The sequence below is a fragment of the Mycobacterium sp. NGS24 genome, assembly GCF_059813065.1.
Genome location: NZ_JCALDW010000017.1, coordinates 20934 through 45279, shown reverse-complemented (window position 1 = coordinate 45279; position 24346 = coordinate 20934). Strand labels below are relative to the sequence as shown.

The 24346-nt window shown below is 66.5% G+C and carries 20 protein-coding genes and 1 tRNA gene; 16 read left to right on the top strand and 5 right to left on the bottom strand.

Going from position 1 to position 24346, the window contains the following annotated elements; translation table 11 throughout:
- Window positions 1-47 precede the first annotated feature (47 nt).
- The 3 genes from AC5Y6Y_RS19655 (at window position 48) to AC5Y6Y_RS19645 (ending at window position 4248) form a co-directional block, all read left to right on the top strand.
- Entirely contained in the window at window positions 48-3026 is a 2979-nt protein-coding gene (locus AC5Y6Y_RS19655) for a UPF0182 family protein (protein ID WP_473139215.1), read from the top strand.
- A 270-nt stretch (window positions 3027-3296) separates the two neighbouring features.
- Window positions 3297-4106 carry an enoyl-CoA hydratase-related protein gene (locus AC5Y6Y_RS19650; RefSeq protein WP_499917798.1) on the top strand — a complete coding sequence of 270 codons (810 nt, stop codon included), beginning with the start codon at window positions 3297-3299 and terminating at the stop codon, window positions 4104-4106.
- Window positions 4107-4171: 65 nt separating this feature from the next.
- A tRNA-Met gene (locus AC5Y6Y_RS19645) sits at window positions 4172-4248 on the top strand.
- A gap of 480 nt (window positions 4249-4728) precedes the next feature.
- On the opposite strand, the gene AC5Y6Y_RS19640 is transcribed toward AC5Y6Y_RS19645, so the two are convergent.
- The 4 genes from AC5Y6Y_RS19640 to AC5Y6Y_RS19625 all read right to left on the bottom strand — a co-directional run bounded on the left by AC5Y6Y_RS19640 (window position 4729) and on the right by AC5Y6Y_RS19625 (window position 6894).
- Window positions 4729-5124 (bottom strand): nitroreductase family deazaflavin-dependent oxidoreductase, encoded by a 396-nt coding sequence (locus AC5Y6Y_RS19640; protein ID WP_473139213.1) that lies wholly within the window; start codon window positions 5122-5124, stop codon window positions 4729-4731.
- A 286-nt stretch (window positions 5125-5410) separates the two neighbouring features.
- Window positions 5411-5581: a hypothetical protein gene (locus AC5Y6Y_RS19635; RefSeq protein ID WP_473139212.1), complete on the bottom strand. Its 171-nt coding sequence runs from the start codon at window positions 5579-5581 to the stop codon at window positions 5411-5413.
- Between the two features lie 33 nt (window positions 5582-5614).
- Complete coding sequence (locus AC5Y6Y_RS19630; protein WP_463827519.1) at window positions 5615-6061, bottom strand: SRPBCC family protein; 447 nt, start codon at window positions 6059-6061, stop codon at window positions 5615-5617.
- Complete coding sequence (locus tag AC5Y6Y_RS19625) at window positions 6061-6894, bottom strand: lysophospholipid acyltransferase family protein (RefSeq protein ID WP_473139211.1); 834 nt, start codon at window positions 6892-6894, stop codon at window positions 6061-6063. The genes AC5Y6Y_RS19630 and AC5Y6Y_RS19625 overlap by 1 nt, the downstream gene beginning before the upstream one ends.
- Window positions 6895-7144: 250 nt before the next feature.
- Here AC5Y6Y_RS19625 and AC5Y6Y_RS19620 point away from each other — a divergent pair, with 250 nt between their 5' ends.
- The 10 genes from AC5Y6Y_RS19620 to AC5Y6Y_RS19575 all read left to right on the top strand — a co-directional run bounded on the left by AC5Y6Y_RS19620 (window position 7145) and on the right by AC5Y6Y_RS19575 (window position 20720).
- Entirely contained in the window at window positions 7145-8329 is a 1185-nt protein-coding gene (locus AC5Y6Y_RS19620; RefSeq protein ID WP_473139210.1) for a hypothetical protein, read from the top strand.
- 142 nt (window positions 8330-8471) lie between these two features.
- Window positions 8472-9716: a KasA/KasB family beta-ketoacyl-ACP synthase gene (locus AC5Y6Y_RS19615; RefSeq protein WP_473139209.1), complete on the top strand. Its 1245-nt coding sequence runs from the start codon at window positions 8472-8474 to the stop codon at window positions 9714-9716.
- Between the two features lie 52 nt (window positions 9717-9768).
- Window positions 9769-11208, top strand: coding sequence for a WS/DGAT/MGAT family O-acyltransferase (locus tag AC5Y6Y_RS19610; RefSeq protein ID WP_473139285.1), 1440 nt, complete (start codon window positions 9769-9771; stop codon window positions 11206-11208).
- Between the two features lie 64 nt (window positions 11209-11272).
- Window positions 11273-11659: a nuclear transport factor 2 family protein gene (locus AC5Y6Y_RS19605; protein ID WP_473139208.1), complete on the top strand. Its 387-nt coding sequence runs from the start codon at window positions 11273-11275 to the stop codon at window positions 11657-11659.
- A 99-nt stretch (window positions 11660-11758) separates the two neighbouring features.
- Window positions 11759-13201 carry an MFS transporter gene (locus AC5Y6Y_RS19600; protein WP_473139207.1) on the top strand — a complete coding sequence of 481 codons (1443 nt, stop codon included), beginning with the start codon at window positions 11759-11761 and terminating at the stop codon, window positions 13199-13201.
- A 55-nt stretch (window positions 13202-13256) separates the two neighbouring features.
- Window positions 13257-17405 carry a SpoIIE family protein phosphatase gene (locus AC5Y6Y_RS19595; protein ID WP_473139206.1) on the top strand — a complete coding sequence of 1383 codons (4149 nt, stop codon included), beginning with the start codon at window positions 13257-13259 and terminating at the stop codon, window positions 17403-17405.
- Window positions 17405-17731, top strand: coding sequence for an STAS domain-containing protein (locus AC5Y6Y_RS19590; protein WP_463827526.1), 327 nt, complete (start codon window positions 17405-17407; stop codon window positions 17729-17731). Before AC5Y6Y_RS19595 ends, AC5Y6Y_RS19590 begins: the two co-directional genes overlap by 1 nt.
- A gap of 42 nt (window positions 17732-17773) precedes the next feature.
- Window positions 17774-19138, top strand: a complete 1365-nt coding sequence (gene hpnE, locus AC5Y6Y_RS19585) for a hydroxysqualene dehydroxylase HpnE (protein ID WP_463827527.1) — start codon at window positions 17774-17776, stop codon at window positions 19136-19138.
- 38 nt (window positions 19139-19176) lie between these two features.
- Window positions 19177-20031, top strand: coding sequence for an SDR family oxidoreductase (locus tag AC5Y6Y_RS19580; protein WP_473139205.1), 855 nt, complete (start codon window positions 19177-19179; stop codon window positions 20029-20031).
- Window positions 20028-20720 carry an acetoacetate decarboxylase family protein gene (locus tag AC5Y6Y_RS19575; protein WP_473139204.1) on the top strand — a complete coding sequence of 231 codons (693 nt, stop codon included), beginning with the start codon at window positions 20028-20030 and terminating at the stop codon, window positions 20718-20720. Before AC5Y6Y_RS19580 ends, AC5Y6Y_RS19575 begins: the two co-directional genes overlap by 4 nt.
- Here AC5Y6Y_RS19575 and AC5Y6Y_RS19570 read toward each other — a convergent pair.
- Entirely contained in the window at window positions 20717-22213 is a 1497-nt protein-coding gene (locus tag AC5Y6Y_RS19570) for a potassium/proton antiporter (protein WP_463827530.1), read from the bottom strand. The genes AC5Y6Y_RS19575 and AC5Y6Y_RS19570 overlap by 4 nt on opposite strands.
- A 166-nt stretch (window positions 22214-22379) precedes the next feature.
- Between AC5Y6Y_RS19570 and AC5Y6Y_RS19565 the strand changes: the two genes are divergently transcribed.
- From AC5Y6Y_RS19565 to AC5Y6Y_RS19555, 3 genes are read left to right on the top strand one after another with little or no spacing between them, the layout of a single operon-like run.
- Window positions 22380-23078, top strand: coding sequence for a potassium channel family protein (locus tag AC5Y6Y_RS19565; protein ID WP_463827776.1), 699 nt, complete (start codon window positions 22380-22382; stop codon window positions 23076-23078).
- A gap of 9 nt (window positions 23079-23087) precedes the next feature.
- Window positions 23088-23465, top strand: a complete 378-nt coding sequence (locus AC5Y6Y_RS19560) for a nuclear transport factor 2 family protein (RefSeq protein WP_473139203.1) — start codon at window positions 23088-23090, stop codon at window positions 23463-23465.
- A 6-nt stretch (window positions 23466-23471) separates the two neighbouring features.
- Window positions 23472-24344, top strand: a complete 873-nt coding sequence (locus tag AC5Y6Y_RS19555) for an amidohydrolase family protein (RefSeq protein ID WP_473139202.1) — start codon at window positions 23472-23474, stop codon at window positions 24342-24344.
- Window positions 24345-24346: the final 2 nt, after the last annotated feature.

The following is a 24346-nucleotide window of genomic DNA, read 5'->3' as shown; positions in this document are numbered from 1 at the left end:
TGCGTACAGTTGTGACCGTCGGGAAACTAGAGCAGGGAGCGTAGCCAGTGGGAATGCGGCCCGCCGCAAGGATGCCGAAGCTGACTCGGCGTAGCCGGATTCTGATCCTGATCGCACTCGCGGTGATCGTGTTGCTGCTGGCCGGCCCGCGCCTGATCGACGCCTACGTGGACTGGCTGTGGTTCGGCGAACTCGGCTTCCGATCGGTGTTCACCACCGTGCTGGTCACGCGCATCGTGGTGTTCCTGGTGGCCGGGCTGCTGGTCGGCGGCATCGTGTTCGCCGGTCTGGCGACGGCTTACCGCACCCGCCCGGTGTTCGTCCCGAGCAACGAAAACGACCCGGTGGCGCGGTACCGCGCGGTGGTGATGAGCCGGCTGCGGTCGGTGGGCATCGGTGTCCCGGCGTCGTTCGGCGTGCTGGCCGGCATGGTGGCGCAGAGTTACTGGGTGCGGGTGCAGCTGTTTCTGCACGGCGGCGACTTCGGCATCACCGATCCGCAGTTCGGCAAGGACCTCGGGTTCTACGCATTCGAGCTGCCGTTCTACCGGTTGGTACTCAGCTACCTGTTCGTCGCGGTCTTCCTGGCGCTGCTGGCCAATGTGGTCGCGCATTACCTGTTCGGCGGCATCCGGCTGTCGGGGCGCGCGGGGGTGCTGAGCCGCTCGGCACGGATCCAGTTGGTCACCCTGGTCGGTGTCCTGGTCGTGCTCAAAGCGGTGGCCTACTGGCTGGACCGGTACGAGTTGCTGTCGCACACCCGCGGCGGCAAGCCGTTCACCGGCGCCGGTTACACCGATATCAACGCCGTACTGCCGGCGAAACTAATCCTGATGGCGATCGCGCTGATCTGTGCGGCCGCGGTCTTCTCCGCGATTACGCTGCGCGACTTGCGGATTCCGGCCATCGGCTTGGTGCTGCTGTTGCTGTCCTCGCTCATCGTGGGTGCCGGGTGGCCGCTGATCGTCGAGCAGATCAGCGTCAAACCCAATGCCGCGCAGAAGGAAAGCGAATACATCAGCCGAAGTATCGCGGCGACCCGGCAGGCGTACGGTCTCACGTCAGATGTGGTGACTTACCGCAACTACACCGGCGACAGTCAGGCGACCGCGCAACAGGTCGCGGCCGACCGCGCCACCACCTCCAACATCCGGTTGCTCGATCCCACGATCGTCAGCCCGGCGTTCACCCAGTTCCAACGCGGCAAGAACTTCTACTTCTTCCCCGAGCAGCTGTCCATCGACCGCTACAAGGACCGCACCGGTGCGCTGCGCGACTTCGTCGTCGCCGCCCGCGAACTGAACCCGGACCGGTTGATCGACAACCAGCGCGACTGGATCAACCGGCATACGGTGTACACCCACGGCAACGGGTTCATCGCGTCACCGGCCAACACCGTGCGCGGCATCGCCAACGACCCGAACCAGAACGGCGGCTACCCGCAGTTCCTGGTCAACGTCGTCGGCGCCAACGGCAGCATCGTGTCCGACGGTCCGGCCCCGCTGGACCAGCCCCGGGTCTACTTCGGACCGGTCATCGCCAGCGCGACCGCCGACTACGCGATCGTCGGTAAGACCGGGGCGGACCGCGAGTACGACTACGAGACCAGCAACGAAACCAAGAACTACACCTACACCGGCGGTGGTGGGGTACCGATCGGCAGCTGGCTGACCCGGTCGGTGTTCGCGGCGAAGTTCGCCGAGCGAAACTTCTTGTTCTCCAACGTGATCGGCTCCAACAGCCGGATCCTGTTCAACCGCGACCCGGCGCAGCGGGTGGAGGCGGTGGCGCCGTGGCTGACCACCGACAGCGCGGTCTACCCGGCCATCGTCAACAAGCGGCTGGTGTGGATCATCGACGGATACACCACCCTGGACAACTATCCGTACTCCGAACTCACGTCGTTGTCGTCGGCGACGGCGGACTCGGCCGAGGTGGCGTTCAACCGGCTGGCCCCCGACAAGCGGGTCTCCTACATCCGTAATTCCGTCAAGGCAACCGTGGACGCCTACGACGGAACCGTCTCGCTTTACCAGCAGGACGAGAACGATCCGGTGCTCAAGGCTTGGATGCGGGTGTTCCCGGGCACCGTGAAGGCCAAGAGTGAGATCTCCGCCGAACTGGCCGATCATCTGCGGTACCCCGAGGACCTGTTCAAGGTGCAGCGCATGCTGCTGGCCAAGTATCACGTCAACGACCCGGTGACGTTCTTCTCCACCTCGGACTTCTGGGACGTGCCACTGGACCCCAACCCGACCGCCAGCAGCTATCAGCCGCCGTACTACATCGTCGCCAAAAACCTTGCCAAGAACGACAATTCGCCGTCATATCAGTTGACCAGCGCAATGAACAGGTTCAAACAGGACTTCCTGGCCGCCTACATCAGCGCCAGTTCGGACCCCGCGACGTACGGCAAGCTCACGGTGCTCACGATTCCGGGCAACGTCAACGGACCGAAGCTGGCCAACAACGCCATCACCACCGACCCGGCGGTGTCCCAGGACCTCGGGGTGATCGGGCGCGACAACCAGAACCGCATCAAGTGGGGCAATCTGCTCACGTTGCCGGTGGGGGAGAACGGTCTGCTCTACGTCGAACCGGTCTATGCATCGCCGGGGGCCAGCGACGCCGCGTCGTCGTATCCGCGGTTGATCCGGGTGGCGATGATGTACAACGACAAGATCGGTTACGGGCCGACGGTCGGCGACGCGCTCACCGGGTTGTTCGGGCCGGGTGCGGGTGCCGCGGCGACCGGAATTCAGCCCACCGATGCGGGCTTGCCGCCCAACTCGCCAGGCACGCCACCGCCGGCGTCCGGACCGGGCGCGCCGCCGCCGACGGCCGCGATCCCGTCACCCCCCGATGGTGCGAGCACCTTGTCTCCGGCCAAAGCCGCTGTGCTGCAAGAGATTCAGGCTGCGATCGGAGCGGCCCGGGATGCGCAGAAGAAGGGTGACTTCGCTGCGTACGGGTCGGCGCTGCAGCGGCTCGACGAAGCCATCACCAAGTTCAACAGCACGAAGTAGGGAGGCGGGTCGCCCGACCCGCGCGCACCGCTCCGCGGGCGTCGTGCCCCGCCCTGCTCGCCGCCGCCCGCCCGCCCCGCTCCGCCCCGCTCCGCCCCGCTCCGCTCCGCTCCGCTCCGCGAGCGTCGTGCCCGCCGCGAGCGCCCTCATATGTGCGCTGAACGGCCACTTTCTGCGGCATTATGGGGACGCTCGCCGCGGTCTCAAGCATCCTTCGCGTCGGCCATACACTCGGCGCGACACGTAACACTCAATAAGAAGAAGGCGACCATGCCCGAACCTGCGGTCCTCGTCGAACGTGACGGCCACGTATTGACGCTCACTCTCAACCGTCTCGAGAAGCGCAACGCCTTCAACCCGGAGATGTTGTGTCGCTTGGCCGATGCCTGGGATCTGCTCGACAGCGACCCGGAACTCAGAGTCGCCATCATGACGGGGGCGGGCGGAAACTTCTCTGCCGGTGCCGATCTCGACCGTTTAGTCGGTGCGCTGCTGTCCGGTGAACCGGCTCAGAATGAGTACGAAGAGCGTGTGCGGCAGGACTTTTCGTTGATCTATAAGGGTTTTCTGAAGGACCACTACGTCAAGAAGCCCATTGTCGCCGCGGTGGAAGGCTACTGCTACGCGGGCGGCATGGAGATCCTGCAGGCGTTCGACATTCGGGTCGCTGCCGAGGACGCGCAGCTCGCGGTCAGTGAGGTGCAGCGCGGACTGTTCCCGATGAGCGCGTCGACGGTGCGGCTGCCGCGTCAGATCCCGTACACGGTCGCCATGGACATGTTGATCGTCGGCGACCCGATCACCGGTCGACGGGCTTATGAAGTGGGGTTGGTCGGGCACGTGACCCCGAGCGGCGGTGCGCTGGTGCGGGCCCGCGAACTGGCCGAGAGGTTGGCCGCCAACGGCCCTCTGGCGGTGCGCAACATCAAGGCGTCGGTGGTCGAGAACCTGACCAAGGCCGAAGCCGACGCGTTTCCTCGGGAATTGGAGTTGGGGATAGAGGTGATGGGCTCGCACGACGCCCAGGAGGGCCCGCGCGCCTTCCTGGAGAAACGCCCGCCGAACTTCACCGGAGTCTAGGGTTCGCCGAGCCTGCCAGGCGATTTGGTGGGCTCCCCGACGTTGGGTAACCTTGCGTTTACCGACGCGGGGTGGAGCAGCTCGGTAGCTCGCTGGGCTCATAACCCAGAGGTCGCAGGTTCGAATCCTGTCCCCGCTACCAACGTGAATGGTCCTCAGGCAGCAGCCTGGGGGCCATTTTCGTGCCTATCGGGAAACACTGTGGCGACCTCCGCAAAGCTAACGGTCGCAAGGGAACGCTTCGGCGCTACGCAGCGAGTCAGCAGGGGTGTTCTGGACCGTTCGGTCCGATCAAGCCAGTCGCGCTCTGGCCTACGTCGGCCTGACCCGCGGCCGCGACGCAAACATCTCGCCATCTACCCCGTTGTCACCATCGCAGCCCACCAACTCCACGAAGCCGGCGCAGGCATCCGCGAGATGCGCCTGGGCATCAAATACGCAGCCCCCCAGCAGCTCCTGCCCTCAGTTGCAGGCTTGGCGCCGGCGCGAGGCCCAGCCCCCCGCAAGTGACATCGCCTACCACGCATCACCGCCACCACCTACCAGCGTCGTCACCGCAAACGCAATGGGTACGGTCTCGAACTCTAATTGCCTACCGCCTGAACCCGTTCTGCTGCCCTCGTCACTGCGTGGCGTTGACTTCGGTCAACACCAGCGCCGCTTCGTTGTACGGAAACAGGCGGTAGAACACGCGAGAGGCGCCGGTAACGAGGGCTGCCGCCTCAGCCTTGCTGACGAGGCGCGGATCAGCGAGCGCGATACTCTTGCCGCGCTTGTGAAGCACCGCCTGTCCAGCAGCGAAAACATTCTTCAGCCAGTCCGATTTCAGCCCGTACCCGACGAGAACGACGAAGCCGTCGCGGATGGGAAAAACCAACAGCGGCGTTCGATAACGCTTGCCTGACTTGCGTCCGACATGTTCGAGTGTTCCTTGACCTGGAAGCCACGGCGTGATCGACCGAGCCGTTGGGTTGGTGACTCGATTATTGAACTTTGCCACGGCCCTTGGCACCCGCATGGACCCTCCCCGTTCCTATCCGAGCTTGAAATGATCAGTATCTGTGGGAACGCTACGGCCCGGAGCGGATCGCCGTCACTAGGGAGTTAGCTGGTGCCATGTCGCGGAGGTCCGGTGCGATGGGCCCACCGAGGCGCGACATCATTGACGCCGTAGCACTGGCATCGTGGTTCTTGATGTCGGCCGTTACATCCGCGTCTGCTCCCAGTACGTCGTCGATCTCGGCCGCTGTGTCGCGCCAGGCGTTCCTGCGCCGCTGATCCCAAATCGGTGGCAATGTCCCTACTCATGCCGGCATGGGCACCAGCGCGCTGATGTCGTCACCTTGCATGAGCTTCATGATCAGGTTCAGGTCAAAATAGGTGGTCCAGCGAGCAATCCGCCCCTCGCCGTCGACGACGAAGGTCCCCATGACCGGAATGGCCGGCTTGCTTCCCTCGGGAGTCGAGTCAATCAACGGAAGGATTACCGACAGGTTCTCCTGTCCCCGCTACGAGCGTGAATGGCCCTCCGCGAGCCCCTTCAACCGCTTCAACGTATCCGCCAGGGTGCGCCCCACCTGCCGCACCGCAATCCGGTCCGCGATATAGCCCAGCAACCCCCCGGGTGCTTGGTATGACAGCCGGAACGTCACTTTGGTCTCGCCGTCGCCGGCGTCGCGCAGCCGGATCCGGCCGCGCAGTGTGATACCCGTGATACCCACGAAAGCCACATCGCGGCCCTCGTCGAATTCCACCACCTCGATCAACCCGCCGATGGGGACCGAGCCGATCTTCCAGTGCACGATGTACCGCGCACCCACGCCGGCGGCCTGTTCGCTGGCCGTCTCCCAGCGCTCGAGGTTGCTCATGAAAGACGGGTAGCTGTCCGGGTCGCCGACCAGCTTCCACACCGCATCCCGGTCCGCGTCGATCACGCACTGCCGTTCGACGCGCATCAGCCCAGCACCGGGAATCGACGTTCGGCGGCCAACCGATCGACGCCGCCCTGCAGACTTTCTATGACCTTGTCGTGCACCGCCTGATCGTCCCCGTCGACCTCGATCGGTTCCTGCACCTCGATCACGATCTTGCTGGGCAGCGGTATGTGGCCCGCGAGGTCGCTGATGTTCAACCCCCAGGGGAACGCCAGCGATATCGGAATACTCTTGAGCCGCAACAACTTATCCGCCATGAGCAGCTTGGCCAGCCATTGGCCGCGGTTGAGGAACAGCGCACTTTCCTGGCCGCCGACGCTGGCGACCGGAACGATCGGCACGCCGGCATCACGGGCCAGTCGCACGTATCCCATCCGGCCGCCGAAGTCGACCTTGTGCCGTTCCCATGATGGCCGGAACACCTCGTAGTCGCCGCCGGGGTAAACCAGCAGCGCGGCTCCGGATTCCAGTGCCAGACGGGCATTTTCGTGGTTTGCGGCGACGGTGCCGAACTTGCGTAGCCAGCCCAGCGGCGGCGCGGAGACGACAAGATTGTGCGCCAATTGGTAGAAGGGCCGCTCGACACCGAAGTACGAGCAGAACGCAAGGGTGAAGACGAACGTGTCGGGCGGGACATTCCCGCCGCTGTGGTTGCCGACCAGCAGCACCGGCCCGTCGGCGGGAATGCGGTCCAGCCCGCGTACGTCGGCCCGGAAGTAGAGCGACGCGATGAGCCACGTTCCCGGCAGTTGATCGCGGATGTAGTCCGGGTCGCGTTGGTCGAGATCGGCTTTGGGGACCCGGGACGCCACTTGCTTGCGGGTCCAGTCCATGACCTCGCCGATGACGCCCATGTTCGTCCTGTCCCTCGGTCCGCGTCGATGCGGGCAATCGTCTCGTGTGTAGCAACCGACTACCCGCAGGGCTTTGCTTTCACACCAGCGAATCGACACCGGAAAATCAGCATCTCGCCCCCTGCTTGCAAAGACCATCGGCAACCGGAAATGACTGCGGCACAACCGAGTCCAGATACATCAGACCAGCTTTCACGCGACCCCACTCGAATGAACGGCGTTGTCGGCAGAGCGCGGTAGGGTCCGGTCCATGTCGGACAGTAGAAAGCGCAGGAAGGCCAAGCAGGCGCGGCGCGCTGCGCGTCGGAAGCGTCGCGAGCAGCAGCAGGAAGAAGAGTTCTCGCTTGTTGACGCGGTGCGGGAGGCGCTCGCCGACGAACATCCGTTGGCCCTGCTGCACACGGTGAGTTTCCTCATCCAGGCGACGTTGCCTCGATATTGCGCCGATGAAGCCGATGAAGCCGATGAAGAGGTGGTCGGCCTCGACGAACTCATCGACAGCTTCATCGCTACCGAGCTTCGCGAAACGACGGCGCTCCTAGCGGTGCTGGCCGCGCTGCTCGATGACGAGGAGCAGCGGACGCGTTGCCAACGAGAAGTCGCCGCGCGCGACCACGACCTGCCTCCGTGGATCATCGAGCTACCTGACACGCAGGTCGATCGGGCGGTGCGGATGACGCACGTGCTCGGTGACGGCGACGAGGTGATGCTCGCTGTGCGCCTGCCCTCCGGACACGAGATTGCCTGCGCGGCCTACGTCGATCACGCCAGTTCGACCGAGGTGACGGAGGCGTTCTTCGTTCCCTCGTCGCTGCAGGAAGTTCTCGACGTCGCGACGCGCAGCCGCACCGATACCGACAGCACGTTCGTCGAGATGAGCCTGGCCGACGCCCGCGCCTGGTTGCGACGGGGTGTCGAGGTAGAGGGCGTGACGTCGATGTCCGACGAGTCGGACACGTGGCCGGCAAGTCGTCCGCTGCTCCGGTGGCTGGTCCGGCGGCTACCGGAGGGAGGCAGTGACTATCAACCGCCGTTTTACAGCGCGGCACAGGTCAACGAGTTGTTGGACAGGTTCTTCGCCACCGCGCCGGGCCGGGGGTTCGACGACTACGACCGGGAGTTGTTGCGCGCGTGCATCAAAGACGGCACCGGGGATCCGTTGCGCTGGAGTGCCGGACGCCTACGTGGCCTACCGGAGCGACTGCCGGACCTCGACGACTATCCCTGCGGTCGGTCCGGCACGGTGCAAAATCTGCCGGATCTGCTGCGGGCGTACGTTCCGTTCGCGCACGCCGAAAGCGGCATCCGCGCGGAACTGACTACCGAAGCCCTGGCCGCCATCGACGAGCTCGAGCCAGAGCTTCGCCGCGGTCAACCGCCCCCGCCGCCCAGCCGCGATATGGATTCAGACCTGCGCAAATGGGTAAAATCGTAGGCGCCTTCACAAACTAGGGCTACCGGTATTCGGGCCTCGCGGCAAAATCAGTGCCGAGCTTGGTTCTTGGAGGGGATATGGCGTCGAAGCGGATCACCAGACAGGTCGAGGAGCAATCCGCCCAGGTCAGGTGGTTGTCACCATGTTGAGAACCGGTGCGGGGTACCCCAACGTGGTCGTGACGGCAGTGGCGTCCACGACCGCGCTCGCGGCGGACGCCGAAGAAACGTGGCAGCGACTGCTCGGGGGCCACAGCGGCATCCGGGAACTGGACAAACCGTTCGTCTCAGAATTCGACTCCCCGGTCCGCATCGGTGGGACGTTGCGCGAGGACTTCGATGAGCATCTCAACCGCGTCGAACTGCGTCGGTTCGCCTTCATGCAGAAGATGGCGGCGGTGCTGAGCCGACGGCTGTGGGAGCAGGCCGGATCCCCGGAGGTCGACACCGATCGGCTGATGGTGGCGGTCGGTCTCGGCCTGGGCAGTACCGAGGACATCCCGCTCTGGCACAACGTCTGGAAGGTCAAGGGGCTGCGCGCGGTGACGCCGATATCGGTGCAGAAGCACATGCCGAACGCGCCGGCCGCCGTGATCGGGCTCGACATGAAGGCCAAGGCAGGCGTGATGACGCCGGTGATGGCCGACGCGTCCGGCACCGCGGCCATTGCGCATGCCTGGCAGAACATCGTGCTCGGAGAGGCCGACGTCGCGATTGCCGGCGGCGTCGAGACAGTGATCGAAGCGGTGCCCGTTGCCACCTTCTGGCAGCTCGGCATGCTTTCCACCAGCAATGACAATCCTGCCGGCGCCTGCCGCCCCTTCGACGTGACCCGGGAAGGCATGGTGTTCGGCGAAGGGGGCGCACTGCTGCTGATCGAAACCGAGGAGCACGCCAAAGCCCGCGGGGCAACGATCCTGGCCCGGTTGATGGGCGCGGCCACTACCTCGGACGGATGCGATCTGGTGCGCCCGGATCCCAGTGGCGAGCGGGCTGGCGACGCCATCGCCCGCGCGATTGACGTCGCCGGGCTGGAGCCGGCGGACATCGATCACATCAACGCGCACGCCGCCGGCACGACGTTCGGCGACGTCGCCGAAGCGCGCGCGATCCGCCGAGCGCTGGGCGGTCACGCGCCCGCGGTGTACTCGGCCAAAGCGGCGCTGGGGCACTCGCTCGGCGCGGCGGGTGCCATCGAGGCGGTGCTGACCGTACAGGCGCTGCGCGACGGGATCGTGCCGCCCACGTTGAACCTCGACACCGTCGACCCTGAGATCGACCTCGACATCGTCACCGGCGAGCCGCGTCGGGGTAATTACCGTTATGCCGTCTCGGAGTCGTTCGGGCTGGGCGGGAACAACGTCGCCGTGGTGTTCGGCGCGGCCTGATCACGTGCCCGGCGAGTGCCACTCCGGCGGTCGAAGGGGTATAGGAGTGGATGTGAAGCGACTCAACGGTGTGGACGCCTTGATGCTGTACAGCGAGACACCGGAGATCCACATGCACACGTTGAAGATCGGCGTGCTCGACATCTCTAATTTCGAGCAGGACTTCAGTTTCGAGGCATTCCGGCAGATCGCCTATCCGCGGCTGATGGCGCTGGAGCCGCTGCGCTATCAGTTGGTGGACATTCCGCTCCAGCTGCACCACCCGATGTGGCGGACCAACGAGGACATCGACGTGGACTACCACCTGCGCCGGGCCCGCGTACCGGCGCCGGGCGGCCGACGTGAACTCGACGAACTGATCGGTCACATCGCGGCCACACCGCTGGACCGCTCTCGTCCGCTGTGGGAGATGTACGTTGCTGACGGCCTCGAACAGGGCCGCATCGCGATCATCCACAAGGTTCACCATGTGCTGGCCGACGGCGTCGCCTCGGCCAACCAGATGGCCCAGGCGATGGCGACTGAGCACCCGGACGCCGTGCACCGCACCGGCACCGGCCACCTGCCGACGCGCACACACCTGCTCGGCACGGCCGCACGGGACCACGCCGGGTTGATCCGCAAGCTGCCCCGGCTGGTCAGTGAGACGGCCGGCGGCGTGCAACGGGTGCGACGCCGAGCCAAAGAGCGGGGCACCCACCCCGACCTGGCCCGCAATTTCGCGCCGCCGCAGAGTTTCATCAATCACCGGGTGACTCCCGGGCGCCGGTTTGCAACCGCGCCGCTGGCGTTGGCCGATGTGAAGGAGACGGGTCGGCATCTCGGCGTCACGCTCAACGACGTCGTGCTGGCCACCGTGGCCGGTGCGTTGCGCCGACTGTTGCTGCGCTACGACGGGCTGGCCGACGCCCCGTTGATCGCCGGCGTTCCGGTGAGCTTCAACACCTCGCCGGAACGCTTGGCGGGCAACGAGTTCACCTACATGACTCCGTCGTTGCCGGTCCATGTCGACGATCCGCTGGAGCGGGTGAGGTTGACGTCGGTCGCGACCAAGATCGCCAAGGAGAACCACCAGCTGCTCGGCCCCACGGTGCTGCCGGCGTGGTTGTCCTATCTGCCGCCATCGTTGGCGCCGAGGTTGTTTCGGACGCAGGCCCGCCGCGTGGAGTCGGCCAGTGTGATGAACCTGACCGTGTCGAATGTGCCCGGCCCGCGGGAACGGGGACACATCCAGGGCGCCGTTGTCAGCGAGATCTACTCTGTCGGACCGATTGTCGCTGGCAGCGGCATGAACATCACGGTGTGGAGCTACGTTGATCAGCTGGCCATCTCGGTGCTGACCGACGATGTGACGCTGGCCGATCCGCACGAGGCCACCGATGCGTTGATCGATTCGTTCATCGAACTGCATAGTGCTGCAGGACTTTCCGATAGTCTGACGCCGGTGGGCACGGCGCTGCCGGTGGCCACGGCGGTGCCGGCGGCCGGGTGAACGCCGGGATTTCAGCGTTACCCTCAATATCATTGTCGCACTGAGCGACTCATGAAAGGACGCCATGACGGACCCCGGTAGGCTGGCACGCCGCAAGGCGACCGTCATCGAGCACATGCAGAGCGAGAACGTCCAGGAATGGGACCGGACGATGGCGACGTTCAGCCACCCCCGCTACGAGTTGCCGGACGGGACGGTGTTCGACGGCGCCGACGAGGTGATGCGGTACTGGATAGATGGCCGCTCCATGGTGCCTGATCAGCGCAACGAACTGATCGAACTGACTCACTTGGACGGTGACCAGGTCCTGATCGAATTCTGGTTGCGTGGCACCCCGTCGGCGACGGGTGAACCGTTCGAGGTGCGGTTGTGGGCAGTCTTCGATTTCGACGACGCGGACCTGATCACCGGCGAGCGGGTCTATGCCAGCTGTCCACTCGGTGCGGAATGATTCCGCCCCGGCCGCCCACAGATGTTTTCGTCCACCCGGTGACGGGAACCTCAACGTGTGCCGAATCGCGAGGAGCCGATCACAGCTATGCCCGGTGAGGTGACGGAATCGGTCCGCAGCCTTATTCCCGCCCGCATCGACCGCCTGCCCTGGTCTCCGTTCCACACTCGCATGGTGGTGGCGCTCGGGGTGGCCTGGATCCTGGACGGCCTGGAGATCACCGTGGCCAGCGCGGTGGCCGAGACCCTCACCGAACCTGCGACGCTGCACCTGTCGCCGGCGTCGGTCGGTTTCCTGGCGACGGTCTATCTGGCCGGCGAGGTGTTCGGCGCGCTGTTCTTCGGCCATCTGTCCGACAAGCTGGGCCGACGCAATCTGTTCACCATCACCTTGGGTGTGTACCTGATCGGCAGCGCCCTGACTGCGTTCACGCTGGGCAACAACTTCGGCTGGCTGCTGTTCCTCTACATCACCCGGTTCATCGCCGGAATGGGCATCGGCGGCGAATACGCCGCTATCAACTCGGCGATCGACGAACTGATCCCGGCCCGTTACCGCGGCCGGGTCGACATCGCGGTCAACGGCACCTATTGGGCCGGGGCCATCCTCGGCACGCTGGGCACCTTCGTCTTCCTCAAGATGATCGACCTCAGCCTGGGCTGGCGGCTAGCTTTTCTGATCGGGCCGGTGCTCGGCCTGGTCATCGTGTTCGTCCGGCGGAACCTGCCGGAAAGCCCCCGTTGGCAGGTGATGAACGGCCGCGCCGAGGAGGCCGAGCAAACCATCACCCTCATCGAGCACGCCATCAAATCCACCGGCGTCTCGCTGCCCCCCGTCGATCCGGCGAAGGCGATCGACCTGCTCCCCGCCGAGAAGATCGGATATCTGACGCTGACCCGGGTGCTGTTCCGGCTCTATCCGAGCCGGGCCGTGCTGGGCGCCTCGTTGATGATCAGCCAGTCGTTCCTGTACAACGCCATTTTCTTCACCTACACGCTGGTGCTGGGCAAGTTCTACGACGTTCCGGCGCAGTCGACGCCGTTGTATCTGATCGCGTTCGCGGTGGGAAACCTGTTGGGACCGTTGACACTCGGACATTTTTTCGACACGATCGGCCGGCGCAAGATGATCGCCGGCACCTACCTGCTGTCCGGATTGCTGCTGGCGGTGAGCGCTGTCCTGTTCAAGGCGGGCGTGCTCAGTGCGCTGACTCAGACCGTGGCCTGGTGCGCAATTTTCTATGTCGCGTCGGCCGGGGCGAGTGCGGCCTATCTGACGGTCAGCGAGATCTTCCCGCTGGAGGTCCGGGCGAAGGCGATTGCGGTGTTCTTCGCCATCGCCCAGTGTTTCGGCGCCCTGGGCCCGGTCATCTACGGTGCGCTGATCGGCGACGGCTCTGAGTCGATGCCGCTGTTCCTGGGCTACCTGCTGGGCGCGGGGGTGATGATCGCCGGCGGGTTGATCGCCTGGTTCCTGGCCGTTGACGCCGAGGGTAAATCGCTGGAAGACATCGCCACCCCACTGGCAGCTGCCACCGAATGAGGTGTATGTATGTCTTCGACCGCATTAAGCAGCTAGTGCGGGTTTGCTGCGGATAATGTCAGATGATGAGCGATCGCTCGGTGGGGCCGGACAGAGCTCGAGAGGGATACCAGTGGTCTTCCGTGCAGACCAGGAGATCGGCAGAGATCTCGCCGCTGTCGATTGGTCCTCCACCCCACTAGGGCCCGTCGACGAGTGGCCGCAAAGTCTGCGTACGGCGGTCAGTATCCTTTTGTCGTCCCAGTTTTCGATGTGGATGGGGTGGGGACCCGAGCTCACTTTCTTCTGCAACGCCGCGTACCGCCGCGACACCCTGGGACGCAAATATCCGTGGGCGCTGGGCCGGCCGGCCAGTGAGGTGTGGGCCGAGATCTGGCCGGATATCTCGCCGCGCGTGGAGCGCGTGCTGGATGCCGAGGAGTCGACCTGGGACGAGGCGTTGCTGCTCATCCTGGAGCGGTCCGGCTACCCCGAGGAGACCTACCACACGTTCTCCTACAGCCCGCTGCGTGACGACGACGCGCGCGTGGTCGGTTTGCTGTGTGTCGTCAGCGAGGACACCGGCCGGGTGATTGCGCAGCGTCGTATGGCGACGATGCGCGACCTGGGTTCCGATCCCAGCGTGGGACGCACGGAGCGGCAGATGCTGGATTTCGCCGCTCAGCAACTCAGTCTCAACCCCTACGACCTGCCCTTCACCATCACCTATCTGTTCGACGACCGGGGTGACGCGCAGCTCGCCGGTGTCAGTGGGATCGCTGCCGGGCACCCGGCGGCACCGGAGATCGTGCCGCGGTCCGGTACGTCGGTGTGGCCCGTGGAACGGGTATCGCACGGTGAATCCGAACTCGTCGAACTGGACGGCGCCGCACTGCAGCTGCCGTCCGGCGCCTGGCGCGAACCGCCCACCCGCGCACTGCTGGTGCCGCTGCTGCAACAGGGTGGCCCACCGGTCGGATTCCTGGTCGCGGCGCTGAACCGGCACCGTGAGTTCGACGACGGTTACCGCGGTTTCGTGGAGTTGGTCGCCGGCTACCTGGCCACCGGCGTGAGCGATGCCCGCAGCTATGAGGCGCAGCAACAGCGCGCCGAGGCACTCGCCGAGCTCGACCGCGCCAAGACCACGTTCTTCTCCAATATCAGCCACGAATTCCGCACTCCGCTCACCCTGATCCTCGGGCCCGTCGAAGAGCTGAGCGGCCGAGCGGTCGGCGTCGACGACTACGCGCGCCAGGAACTGGAGCTGGTGCACCGCAATGTCCTGCGGCTGGCCAAGCTGGTCAACACGCTGCTGGACTTCTCGCGCATTGAGGCGGGCCGGATGCGCGCCCGGTTCGAACCCGTCGACCTCGCCACGGCCACCGCCGAACTGGCCAGCGTGTTCCGCTCGGCGATCAGCCAGGCCGGTCTGACGTTCGTGGTGGACTGCCCGCCGCTGCCCGAACCGGTGTACCTGGACCGTGAGATGTGGGAGAAGGTGATCCTGAACCTGCTCTCCAATGCGCTGAAGTTCACCTTCGAGGGCTCCATCACCGTCCGGGTGGCCCGGGAGGACGACCACGCCGTCGTCACGGTGACCGACACCGGGATCGGCGTGCCGGCAGCGGAGATGCCCCGGCTCTTCGAACGCTTCCACCGGATCGAAACGGCCCGCGCCCGGTCCACCGAGGGCAGTGGTATCGGCTTGGCGCTGGTCAAGGAACTCGTCGGATTGCACGAGGGCACGATCACCGCGGAGAGCCAGGAGGGCGTGGGCACGTCGTTCCGCGTACGGTTGCCGTTCGGCGCGAGTCATCTGCGCACCGACGAATTGAGCACGGCACCCGCCGCGCCCCCGGCCACCGGCGCGGTGGCCGCACCGTTTGTGCAGGAAGCGTTGCGCTGGCTGCCCGGCCCGCCGGACCAGCCCGACGCCGCTCCGGTGGCAGGGGCCCGGGCCCGCGTCCTGGTCGCCGACGACAACGCCGACATGCGTGAATACCTGGCCAATCTGCTGGGCGCGGCGGGCTATGCGATCAGCACATTCAGTGACGGCGTGACGGCGCTGGAAGCCATCCGCACCCAGCTTCCGGATCTGGTGATCAGCGACGTGATGATGCCGGGCCTGGATGGTCTGCAGCTGCTGGCCGCGCTGCGCAACGATCCACGTACCGCGGCGCTGCCTGTCCTGCTGCTGTCCGCGCGCGCCGGTGAGGAGGCTTCTGTCGAGGGTCTGCTGGCCGGTGCGGACGACTACCTGGTCAAGCCTTTCGTCGCCGCGGATCTGCTGGCCCGGGTGCGTACCAACGTCGATCTCGCGCGCCTGCGGACCCACCACGCCCGGTGGCGCACCGCCCTGGTGGACTCCTTGCAGGAAGCCTTCTTCATCTGCGACGAGCACGGCGCGGTCATCGAAATCAACACTGCCTTCACCGATATTCTCGGCTTCGGCCCCGAAGATCTGCCTTATGAGCCCCTGCACCCGTGGTGGCCGGACGCCGAGACCGACCCCGAGGGTCACCGACTGGCCGGAGAGGCGTTCGCGGCGCTACTGAGCCAGAACCAGGGTGGCTACACCATCCCGGTCGTGCACCGGGCCGGGCACCGGGTGTGGGTGGCGGTCAGCTTCAACCATGCCGCCGATCCGGACACCGGGCGCCAGGTCATGGTGGGCACGATGCGTGACGTCACCGCCGAGCACTATTTCGTGCAACGGCAGACGGCGCTCGCTGCGCTCAATCAGCAACTGGCGCAAGCTGATACATTGGATGAGGCGCTGCGTGGCGCGGCCGAGGAGTTGCGCCGGGTGTGGCAGGCCCGCACTGTGCTGGCGGTGACGTTCCCCAGCGACGCCCCGCGCGGGAGTGCCCCCCAGCTCGTGTGCGCCGGCGACGCGGTCAAGTGGACCGATCTGCCACCGGCCCGGCGCGAACTGATCGAGTCACTGCGCGGCGCCGACCTGCTCACCACCGTCAGCGACGAGGCGGGCAGCGCGGGTATCGCGCTGCAGCAGCCCCGCGGGATCCTGGTCGTCTGGATTCAGCTGGCCGAGAACCGGGAGTTCACCCCCGCCGACCACACGTTGCTCACGGTGCTGGCCGGGCGGCTCGGACAAGGGCTGCAGCGGGTCTACCAATTGGACGAGCAGCGCGAAACAGCGGTGGCGCTGCAGCACGCCATGCTCGGTCCGGCGCACCCGCCCGGCGGCATCGCCGTGCGCTACCACCCCGCGAGTCGTCCGCTTCAGGTCGGTGGCGACTGGTACGACGTCGTCGACCTCGACGACGGGCGGGTCGCCCTCATTGTGGGTGACTGCGTCGGGCACGGGTTGGCGGCCGCCACGGTGATGGGCCAGCTGCGTAGCGCATGTCGCGCGCTGCTGCTCGAACAATCAAGTCCCAGTGCGGCTCTCGCGGGTCTGGACAGGTTCGCCGCACAGTTGCCCGGCGCCCGGTGCACCACCGCGTTCTGCGCGGTACTCACGCTCGACACCGGAGAACTGTTGTACGCCAACGCAGGTCATCCGCCGCCCATCCTGGTGCATGCCGACGGCACCAAGGTGTTGCTGGACGGTGAACACGGCCTGCCGCTGGCGCTGCGGCCGCAGTGGCTGCGGCCGGAAACGCAGATCACGATGCCGCCGCGGGCGACGTTGTTGCTCTACACCGACGGGCTGGTTGAACGCCGCGGCGCATCGCTCGACGACGGGATGGCCCGCGCTGCCGATCTGGTGCAGGACAGTCGCTCGCAGGAGCTCGACGAGGTAGCCGACCACCTGATGGCCGGCCTGGAACCCACCGGTGGTTATCCCGACGACGTGGCCGTGCTGCTTTATCGCCAACCTGCCCCGCTGACAATGGAATTCACCGCCAACACCAACCACCTGGCCGGCAGCCGAGCTGCCCTGCGCGGCTGGCTGACCCAGGTCGGCGTCGACCCGCACCAGATTCAGGACGTGCTCACCGCCACCGGAGAGGCGGTCGCGAACGCGATCGAGCACGGTCACCGCGACCGTCCCGAGGGCACCGTCTCGCTGCGCGCGAGCGCAGTGGTCGACCGCCTGCAGGTCACGGTCACCGACACCGGAGTGTGGAAAACTCCGACGGCCACCCCAGGGATGAGCCGTGGTCGCGGAATCTCCCTGATGCGAGTTCTGATGGAAGACTTCAGCATTCACTCCACCGACGCCGGCACGACCGTTCACCTGTACTCGAGGATCGCGTAATGGCTACACCGCTCAGCCTCAACACAGACCGTGCCGCAGACGGGACGCCCCGGGTGGTGGCGACGGGTGAGATCGACCTCAGCAACATCGTGGTGTTCAAACGGGCGCTCACCGCCGCCAACGGCGGCACCCGCGGGCCCATCACGATCGATCTCAGCGCGGTCAGGTATGTGGACAGCGCCGGCATCAACGCGCTCTTCGATCACGCCGACGCTGTCGACGATCTGCATGTGATCGTCCATCCGCTGCTCGTCCGGGTGCTCACCGTCAGTGGTTTCAGCAAGATCGCGACCGTCGAGTCGGCCGGTGTGGACGGCGCCCGCTGACTACCGGCGGGAAGCCTGAGTCGCGCGGGTTATGGTTCGGTGATGGGTGATTCCGCGAACCAACACGTGGTCGTCGTCGGCGGTGGTCTGGCCGGCCTGGCGGCGACGGTGTGGCTGGCCGAACTGGGCTACGCGGTGACGCTGCTGGAGAGCAACGGTTCGTTGGGTGGTCGCACCATTGGTCTGACGTCGGGCCACGGCGATGCCATCGAAAACGGCCAGCATGTCCTGGCCGGCTCGTACGACTGCATCTTCCGCTACCTGGAATCCATTGGCACCCGGCAGTTTTTGACGTTTCCCGACGAGTTCGGCGTACGTTACCCGGGCGGGCATGTCGAGACGTTCGGCCTGCGCCCGGCCCACGCGCGACGCATGCTGCTCGGCCGGGTCCGCGGGCTGGGCATCCCCACCCTGCTCAAGACAGCACCGGCGTGGGGCCGACTCGTTCGCGAGGTCATCCGGTTCGACGACGCCCTGGACGACATCACCGTCGAGGAGTGGTTCGACCGCCTCGGCTTCCCGGCCGCGGTACGGCGAATCATGCTCAACTCCATGGTGATCGGGCTGTTGAACGAACAGCCGCAGCTGGCCTCCGCGCACGCGTTCGCGGCACTGCTGCGCACCGGCGCCGACCGCGTCCGTCGGGGTGGCAGCGCCGCAGCGCGAATCGGTTATCCGACAGTCGATCTGGAGACGCTGTACCTCGAGGGTGCGCGGCGGGTGATGGCCGAACGGGGGGTGGACGTGCGGCTGCGCACCCGGGCGGTGTCGGTCACCGTCACCGACGGTCGAGCCGACGGGGTGCAGGTGTCCGACGGTTCGACGATCGACGCCGACGCGGTGGTGCTCGCCGTGCCCTCCTGGAACCTGCGTTCGTTGCTGGACGAGGTGCCGGGTTCGGAGGATGCCCGACTGGCGGCCAAGCAACTCGAGCCGATCCCGATCATGAACGCCTACGTGCTGCTCGACCGTCCGTTGGAAACCGTCGCTCCCTGGGAGTCGTTGCTCGACAGCGATATCGGCTGGGTCTTCGACCGGGACCGCATGCACGGTCCGCGCGAAGACGGCAACCACCTCTACGCGCTGACCACCTGTGCCGCCTACGACCTGATGCCGCTGAAGAACCGCGAGGTGGCTGACCGCCTGGTGGAGGCGCTCAAAGCCAGCTATCCGGCCGCCCGGGACGCCCGGGTGCTGGACGTGACCGTGGTGCCGTGGCCCAAGGCCACCTTCTCCTCACGGGTCGGGATGTCCACCATCCGCCCGGGAAACCGCACCGCGCTGCCCAACCTCGCGCTGGCGGGGGACTGGACGCACAACGACTGGCCGACCACCATGGAGGGTGCGGCTCAAAGTGCTGCTCGGGCAGTCGATCTCGTTCATTCAGCGCTCACGCCCGGGAGGTGAGCGGTACCGGCCGTCGGCGATATGACAGGCTGAACCCCATGGCTCGACTGCAGGGACGACGGGTTGCCATCACCGGTGGCGCGCAGGGCATCGGACGGGCTATCGGTGAGGCGCTGATCGCCGCCGGCGCCCGGGTGGTGCTCGGCGATGTGCAGGAGGCCGCCGTGCAGGCGACCGCAACCGAACTCGGCAGCGCGGCAACGGGTTACCACCTCGACGTGATGGACGAGGCCGCGTTCGAGACGTTTCTGGATCGGGCGACCGAGCAGCTCGGCGGCCTCGACGTGTTGGTCAACAACGCGGGCATCATGCCGATCGGGCCGTTTCTGCAGGAGAGCCCCGGGGTCACCCGGCGAACCATCGAGATCGACGTCCTTGGTGTGCTGACCGGAACCCGGCTGGCGGGTACCCGCTTCGCGCAGCGCGGATCGGGCCACATCGTCAACATCGCGTCGGTGATGGGCACGCTGGCGTCGCCGAACGCGGCGACCTATTGTGCGGCCAAGTACGCGGTGGTCGGTTTCAGCGAGGCGCTGCGGCAGGAGTGGCGTGGCAGCGGGGTCAACATCTCGGCGATCTGCCCGGGCTTCGTGCGCACCGAGCTGATCGCGGGGATGGCCGCCCCGGGATTGCTGGAGCGGTTCCTGGTGATCGACCCGGAGGACGTCGCGACGGCCGTGGTCGACGAACTTCGCAAGGGCGCGTCCCGGACGGTGTTCGTCCCCAAGCTGGTCGGTCTGGTCTCCCGCGGAACGGCCTCGATGCCCAGCGCCATCGTCGACACGGCCTTCCGGCTGTCCGGCGGCAACAAGGTCACCTCGGGGTTGGATCGCCAAAAACGGGCGGCCTACCAGGCAAAACTCGAAGGGCGACCGGAGAAGGAGCAGGAATGAGCCGTATCGAATTGACCGGATTGCGCGGCGTGCCGGAGACAGCGCTCAGTGCGGCGCTGGTGGCGACGTTGCCGGACAACGCGGCGCCGGCCCCCTGGGAGTGTCGCTGCTCGGCGTTGCTGTGGCTGGGACGCGGAGGGCGCGCCGCAGCGGCGGCTCTGCCGCCGGCCATGGCCGGCAGCCCGGCGCTGGCCACGGTGGGAGCCTTCGTCCGTTACACCGACACCCCCGTCGGCGCGTACGACGAGGTGCTCGGCATGGTCGCCTCCCGCACCGGCCTGCGGCCGTGGGGCAACGTGGCCTTCATGTCGGTGGATTCGGAGTCCAGCCTGGTCGGGGGCCGCACCAACTGGGCGATGCCCAAGACGCTGGCCCGCTTCAAAGGCGAGCTGGCCGACGGCGAGCTCATCACCGGCGAGGGCAGCGACGAGGTGTCCTGGTCGGTCAGCGCCAAGCCGCGGGTGAAGGGTCCGGCGATACCTCTGAAGCTCAAGGCGTCGGCGCGCCAGCAGTTCGCCGACGGCCGGGTCGGTGACTCGGAGCTGATCTTCGCCGGCCGGGTACGGCCCGCGTTGGTGACGGTCGGCGTCTCCTCGGCCGGACCGCTACCGACCTGGCTGCGCCCCGGTCTGCATGCCGGCGTCTACATCCACGACGCCACCTTCACCCTCGGCGAGCCACGCTTCTAGTCGATCTCGCCGTACTCGTCGAACCAGTGCGCGAGTTTGCCGCGGCGGCTGACCGCGCGCAGCCGTGCTTCGGCGGCCGCCCTGGTCTTGCTGGTGGTGACGATCATCAGTTCGTCGCCGGCCGCGATCCGGGTATCGGGCTCCGGGACGAAGGTGTGGCCGTTGCGGATGATCAGTGTGATCACCGCCGGGTCGGGCAGGCGCAGCTCCAGGATGGTCACGTTGTGCAGCCGCGAGGGCCGCTGCACGGTCATGGTCAGCAGCTCGGCGTCCAGCATGTCCAGCGGGGCGGCCTCGACCTGGATTTCCCGGGTGGCCTCCCGCGAGATCAGACCCAGGATGCGGGCGATGGGGCGCAAGCTGGGACCCTGGATCAGGGTGAAGACCACGACCAGCACGAAGACAACGTTGAGTAGGCGCTGACTGCCCTGGACCCCGGCCACGATCGGGAACGTCGCCAGCACGATCGGCACGGCGCCGCGCAGCCCCGCCCAGGACAGGAAAACCTGGTCGCGCCACGGCACCCGGAACCAGACCAGCGACCCCACCACCGACAGCGGCCGCGCCACCAGCAGCAGCACCAGTCCGATGACGATCGCCGGCACCACGTCCACCGCCAGTTCACTGGGGTCCACCAGCAACCCGAGCAGCACGAACAGCCCGATCTGCGCCAGCCAGCCCACGCCTTCGGCGAACGACCGGGTCGCCGAGCGGTGCGGCAGTCCCGAGTTCGCCAACACCACGGCGGCCAGGTAGGCGGCGATGAATCCGCTGGCGTGGGCGTCGCCGGCGGCGGCGAATGCGACCATGCCCAGTCCGAACGTCGCGATCGGATACAGGCCCGATGCGGGCAGCGCGATGCGGCGCAGCCCCAAGGCCCCCAGGTAACCGACGACCACCCCGATCGCCGATCCGCCAAGCAGTTCATAGACCAGGTGGCTCAGCGCGCCCTCCGGTTCGAACACGAAGGGCACCACGCTGAACATCAGCACCAGGATCACGCCGGGCGCGTCGTTGAATCCCGACTCGGCTTCGAGCAGCCCGGCAATGCGCCGCGGCAGCGGCAGCACTCGCAGTACGGAGAACACCGCCGCGGCGTCGGTGGAGGACACGATGGCGCCGAGCAGCAGCGCCAGTTGCCAGTCGATGTCCAGCAGCAGATGCGCGCCCACCGCGGTCACCAGCGTGCTGATCACCACGCCGAGGCTGGCCAGGGTGCCCGCCGGCGCCAGTACCTTGCGGATGTCGCTGAATCTGGTGGTCAGACCGCCTTCGACCAGGATCACTGCCAGCGCCGCAGTCCCCACGTTGCGGGCCAGCACCACGTTGTCGAACTCCAGCCCCAACCCGTCCTCGCCGATCGCGACACCGACCAGCAGGTAGAGCAGCAGGCTGGGGAAGCCCACGACGGTGGCCACCCGGGTGCCGACAATGCTGGCCAGCAGCACCAGGCCGCCAACCGACACCGTCAGGTACAGCTGTTCCAGAGTCATTCTTTCCCGTTCAACACGACCGGCGCTTACCGCGGTTGGTACGACGAGGATGCCGATTCCGGCGTCATGTCAGTAAATCAGTCCGAGGCCGTTCGTCGCTCACCTCGCCGCGGGACGTGCTCACCCTCACGCCATACGCAAAGATGATTGCGTGACGACACGGAAACTGCGGATCGGTATTGCCGGGGCGGGCAATGTCGGCCGTTCGGTCGCACAGGAGCTGCTCGACGCCGGCCAGAAGGTCTTGCTGATCGAACGCCAGCGGCGGGCCTTCGAGCCGCACAAGGTCCCGGATGCGGACTGGCTGAACGCCGACGCCTGTGAAATGGCCTCGCTGGAGGAGGCGGGGGTGCACCTGTGCGACGTGGTGATCGCCGCCACCGGCGACGACAAAGCCAACCTGGTGGTGGGCCTGCTGGCCAAGTCCGAGTTCGGCGTGCCCCGGGTGGTGGCGCGGATCAACGACGTTCGCAACGAATGGCTGTTCGGCCAGGCCTGGGGGATCGACGTCGCGGTCTCGACGCCGGGCGCCATGGTCGCCGGCATCGAGGGTGCCATCGACGTCGGACACCTGGTGCGGCTGATGGGACTGCGGGAAGGCCGGACCGCCCTGACGAAGCTGACGTTGCCTGACGACAACCCCACCGTGGGCCAGCGGGTCGAGGAGCTGGACCTGCCGCACAACACCGCCCTGGTCACCGTGGTCCGCGGCGATCAGGTCATCGCACCCGGTCCTGACGACGTGCTGGAGGGGGGCGACGAATTGTTGTTCATCGCCGACAACGCCCGGGAACGTGCCCTGTGGGCCGCCGTCAACAGGATCAAGCCGTCACCGCGGATGCCGATGCGTCACGACGCCTGGTGAGGACCCCCGATGTCCGTTGCCGCGCTGCGTGAGATGTTCGAGCGCATGGTCGTCGCCAAGAACGCCGACCTGGTCGAGCGCTACTATCACCCCGACTTCGTGATGTGCTCGGACGGGATGACCCAGGGTTACGCCGAGTTCCACGAAAGCCACCGGCACCTCTACCAGACCGCCATCAGCTACGCGGTCGAGTATGACGAGCAAGCCTGGGTGGAAGCGCCCGACCGGGTCGCCGGCCGGGTGTGGATCACCACATCGCGTCCGGGCGAGCGGCCGACCCGCATCGAGGTGGTGCTGATCGCGGCCTATCTCGACGGGCGCATCCACCGGGTCTGGGAGACCACCTGGCCGAGCTGGCGTGGCGTCGCCGCGCTGGAAGGGTACTGAGCGTCCGTGGATACCGAGCGCGCCGTCGTGCGCCGGTTGCTCGACGACGTCGGCCTGGCCGCCATCATCGACGTCCACACCCATTTCATGCCGAAGCGGGTGCTCGACAAAGTGTGGGCGTACTTCGACGGAGTCGGCCCGTTGACCGGCCGGCCGTGGCCGGTCGCCTATCGCCTCGACGAGCAAGCGCGGGTGGCGACGTTGCGGGACTTCGGGGTAGCGGCGTTCTCCTCGCTGGTGTACCCGCACAAGCCGGACATGGCCGCGTGGCTCAACGCCTGGTCGGCCCAATTCGCCGCCATCACACCGGATTGCCTGCACACCGCGACTTTCTACCCCGAACCCACCGCCGCCGAGTACGTGACACGCGCGATCGGTGACGGAGCGCGGGTGTTCAAGGCCCATGTGCAGGTCGGTGACTATGCGCCGACCGATCCGCTGTTGGCGCCGGTCTGGGCGGCGTTGGAGCAAGCGGGGATCCCGACGGTGATCCACGCCGGATCCGGCCCGGCGCCAGGCACTTTCACCGGTCCGGGCCCGGTGGCCGAGGTGTTGGAGCGCCACCCGTCGTTGCGGTTGATCATCGCCCACCTGGGCATGCCCGAATATCGGGAGTTCCTTGACCTTGCCCAGCGGTTCTCCGGGGTCTATCTCGACACGACGATGGTGTTCACCGACTTCACCGAGCAGCTGCACCCGTTTCCGCGCCGGGAGCTGCCACGGCTGGAGGAACTGGGCGACAAGGTGCTCTTCGGTAGCGATTTTCCCAACATCCCCTACCCGTACCACCACTCCATCGAGTCGATCACCAGGCTGGGTCTGGGTGACCAGTGGTGCCGAAAAGTGCTGCACGACAATGCGTTCGAACTGTTCAGCTGAGT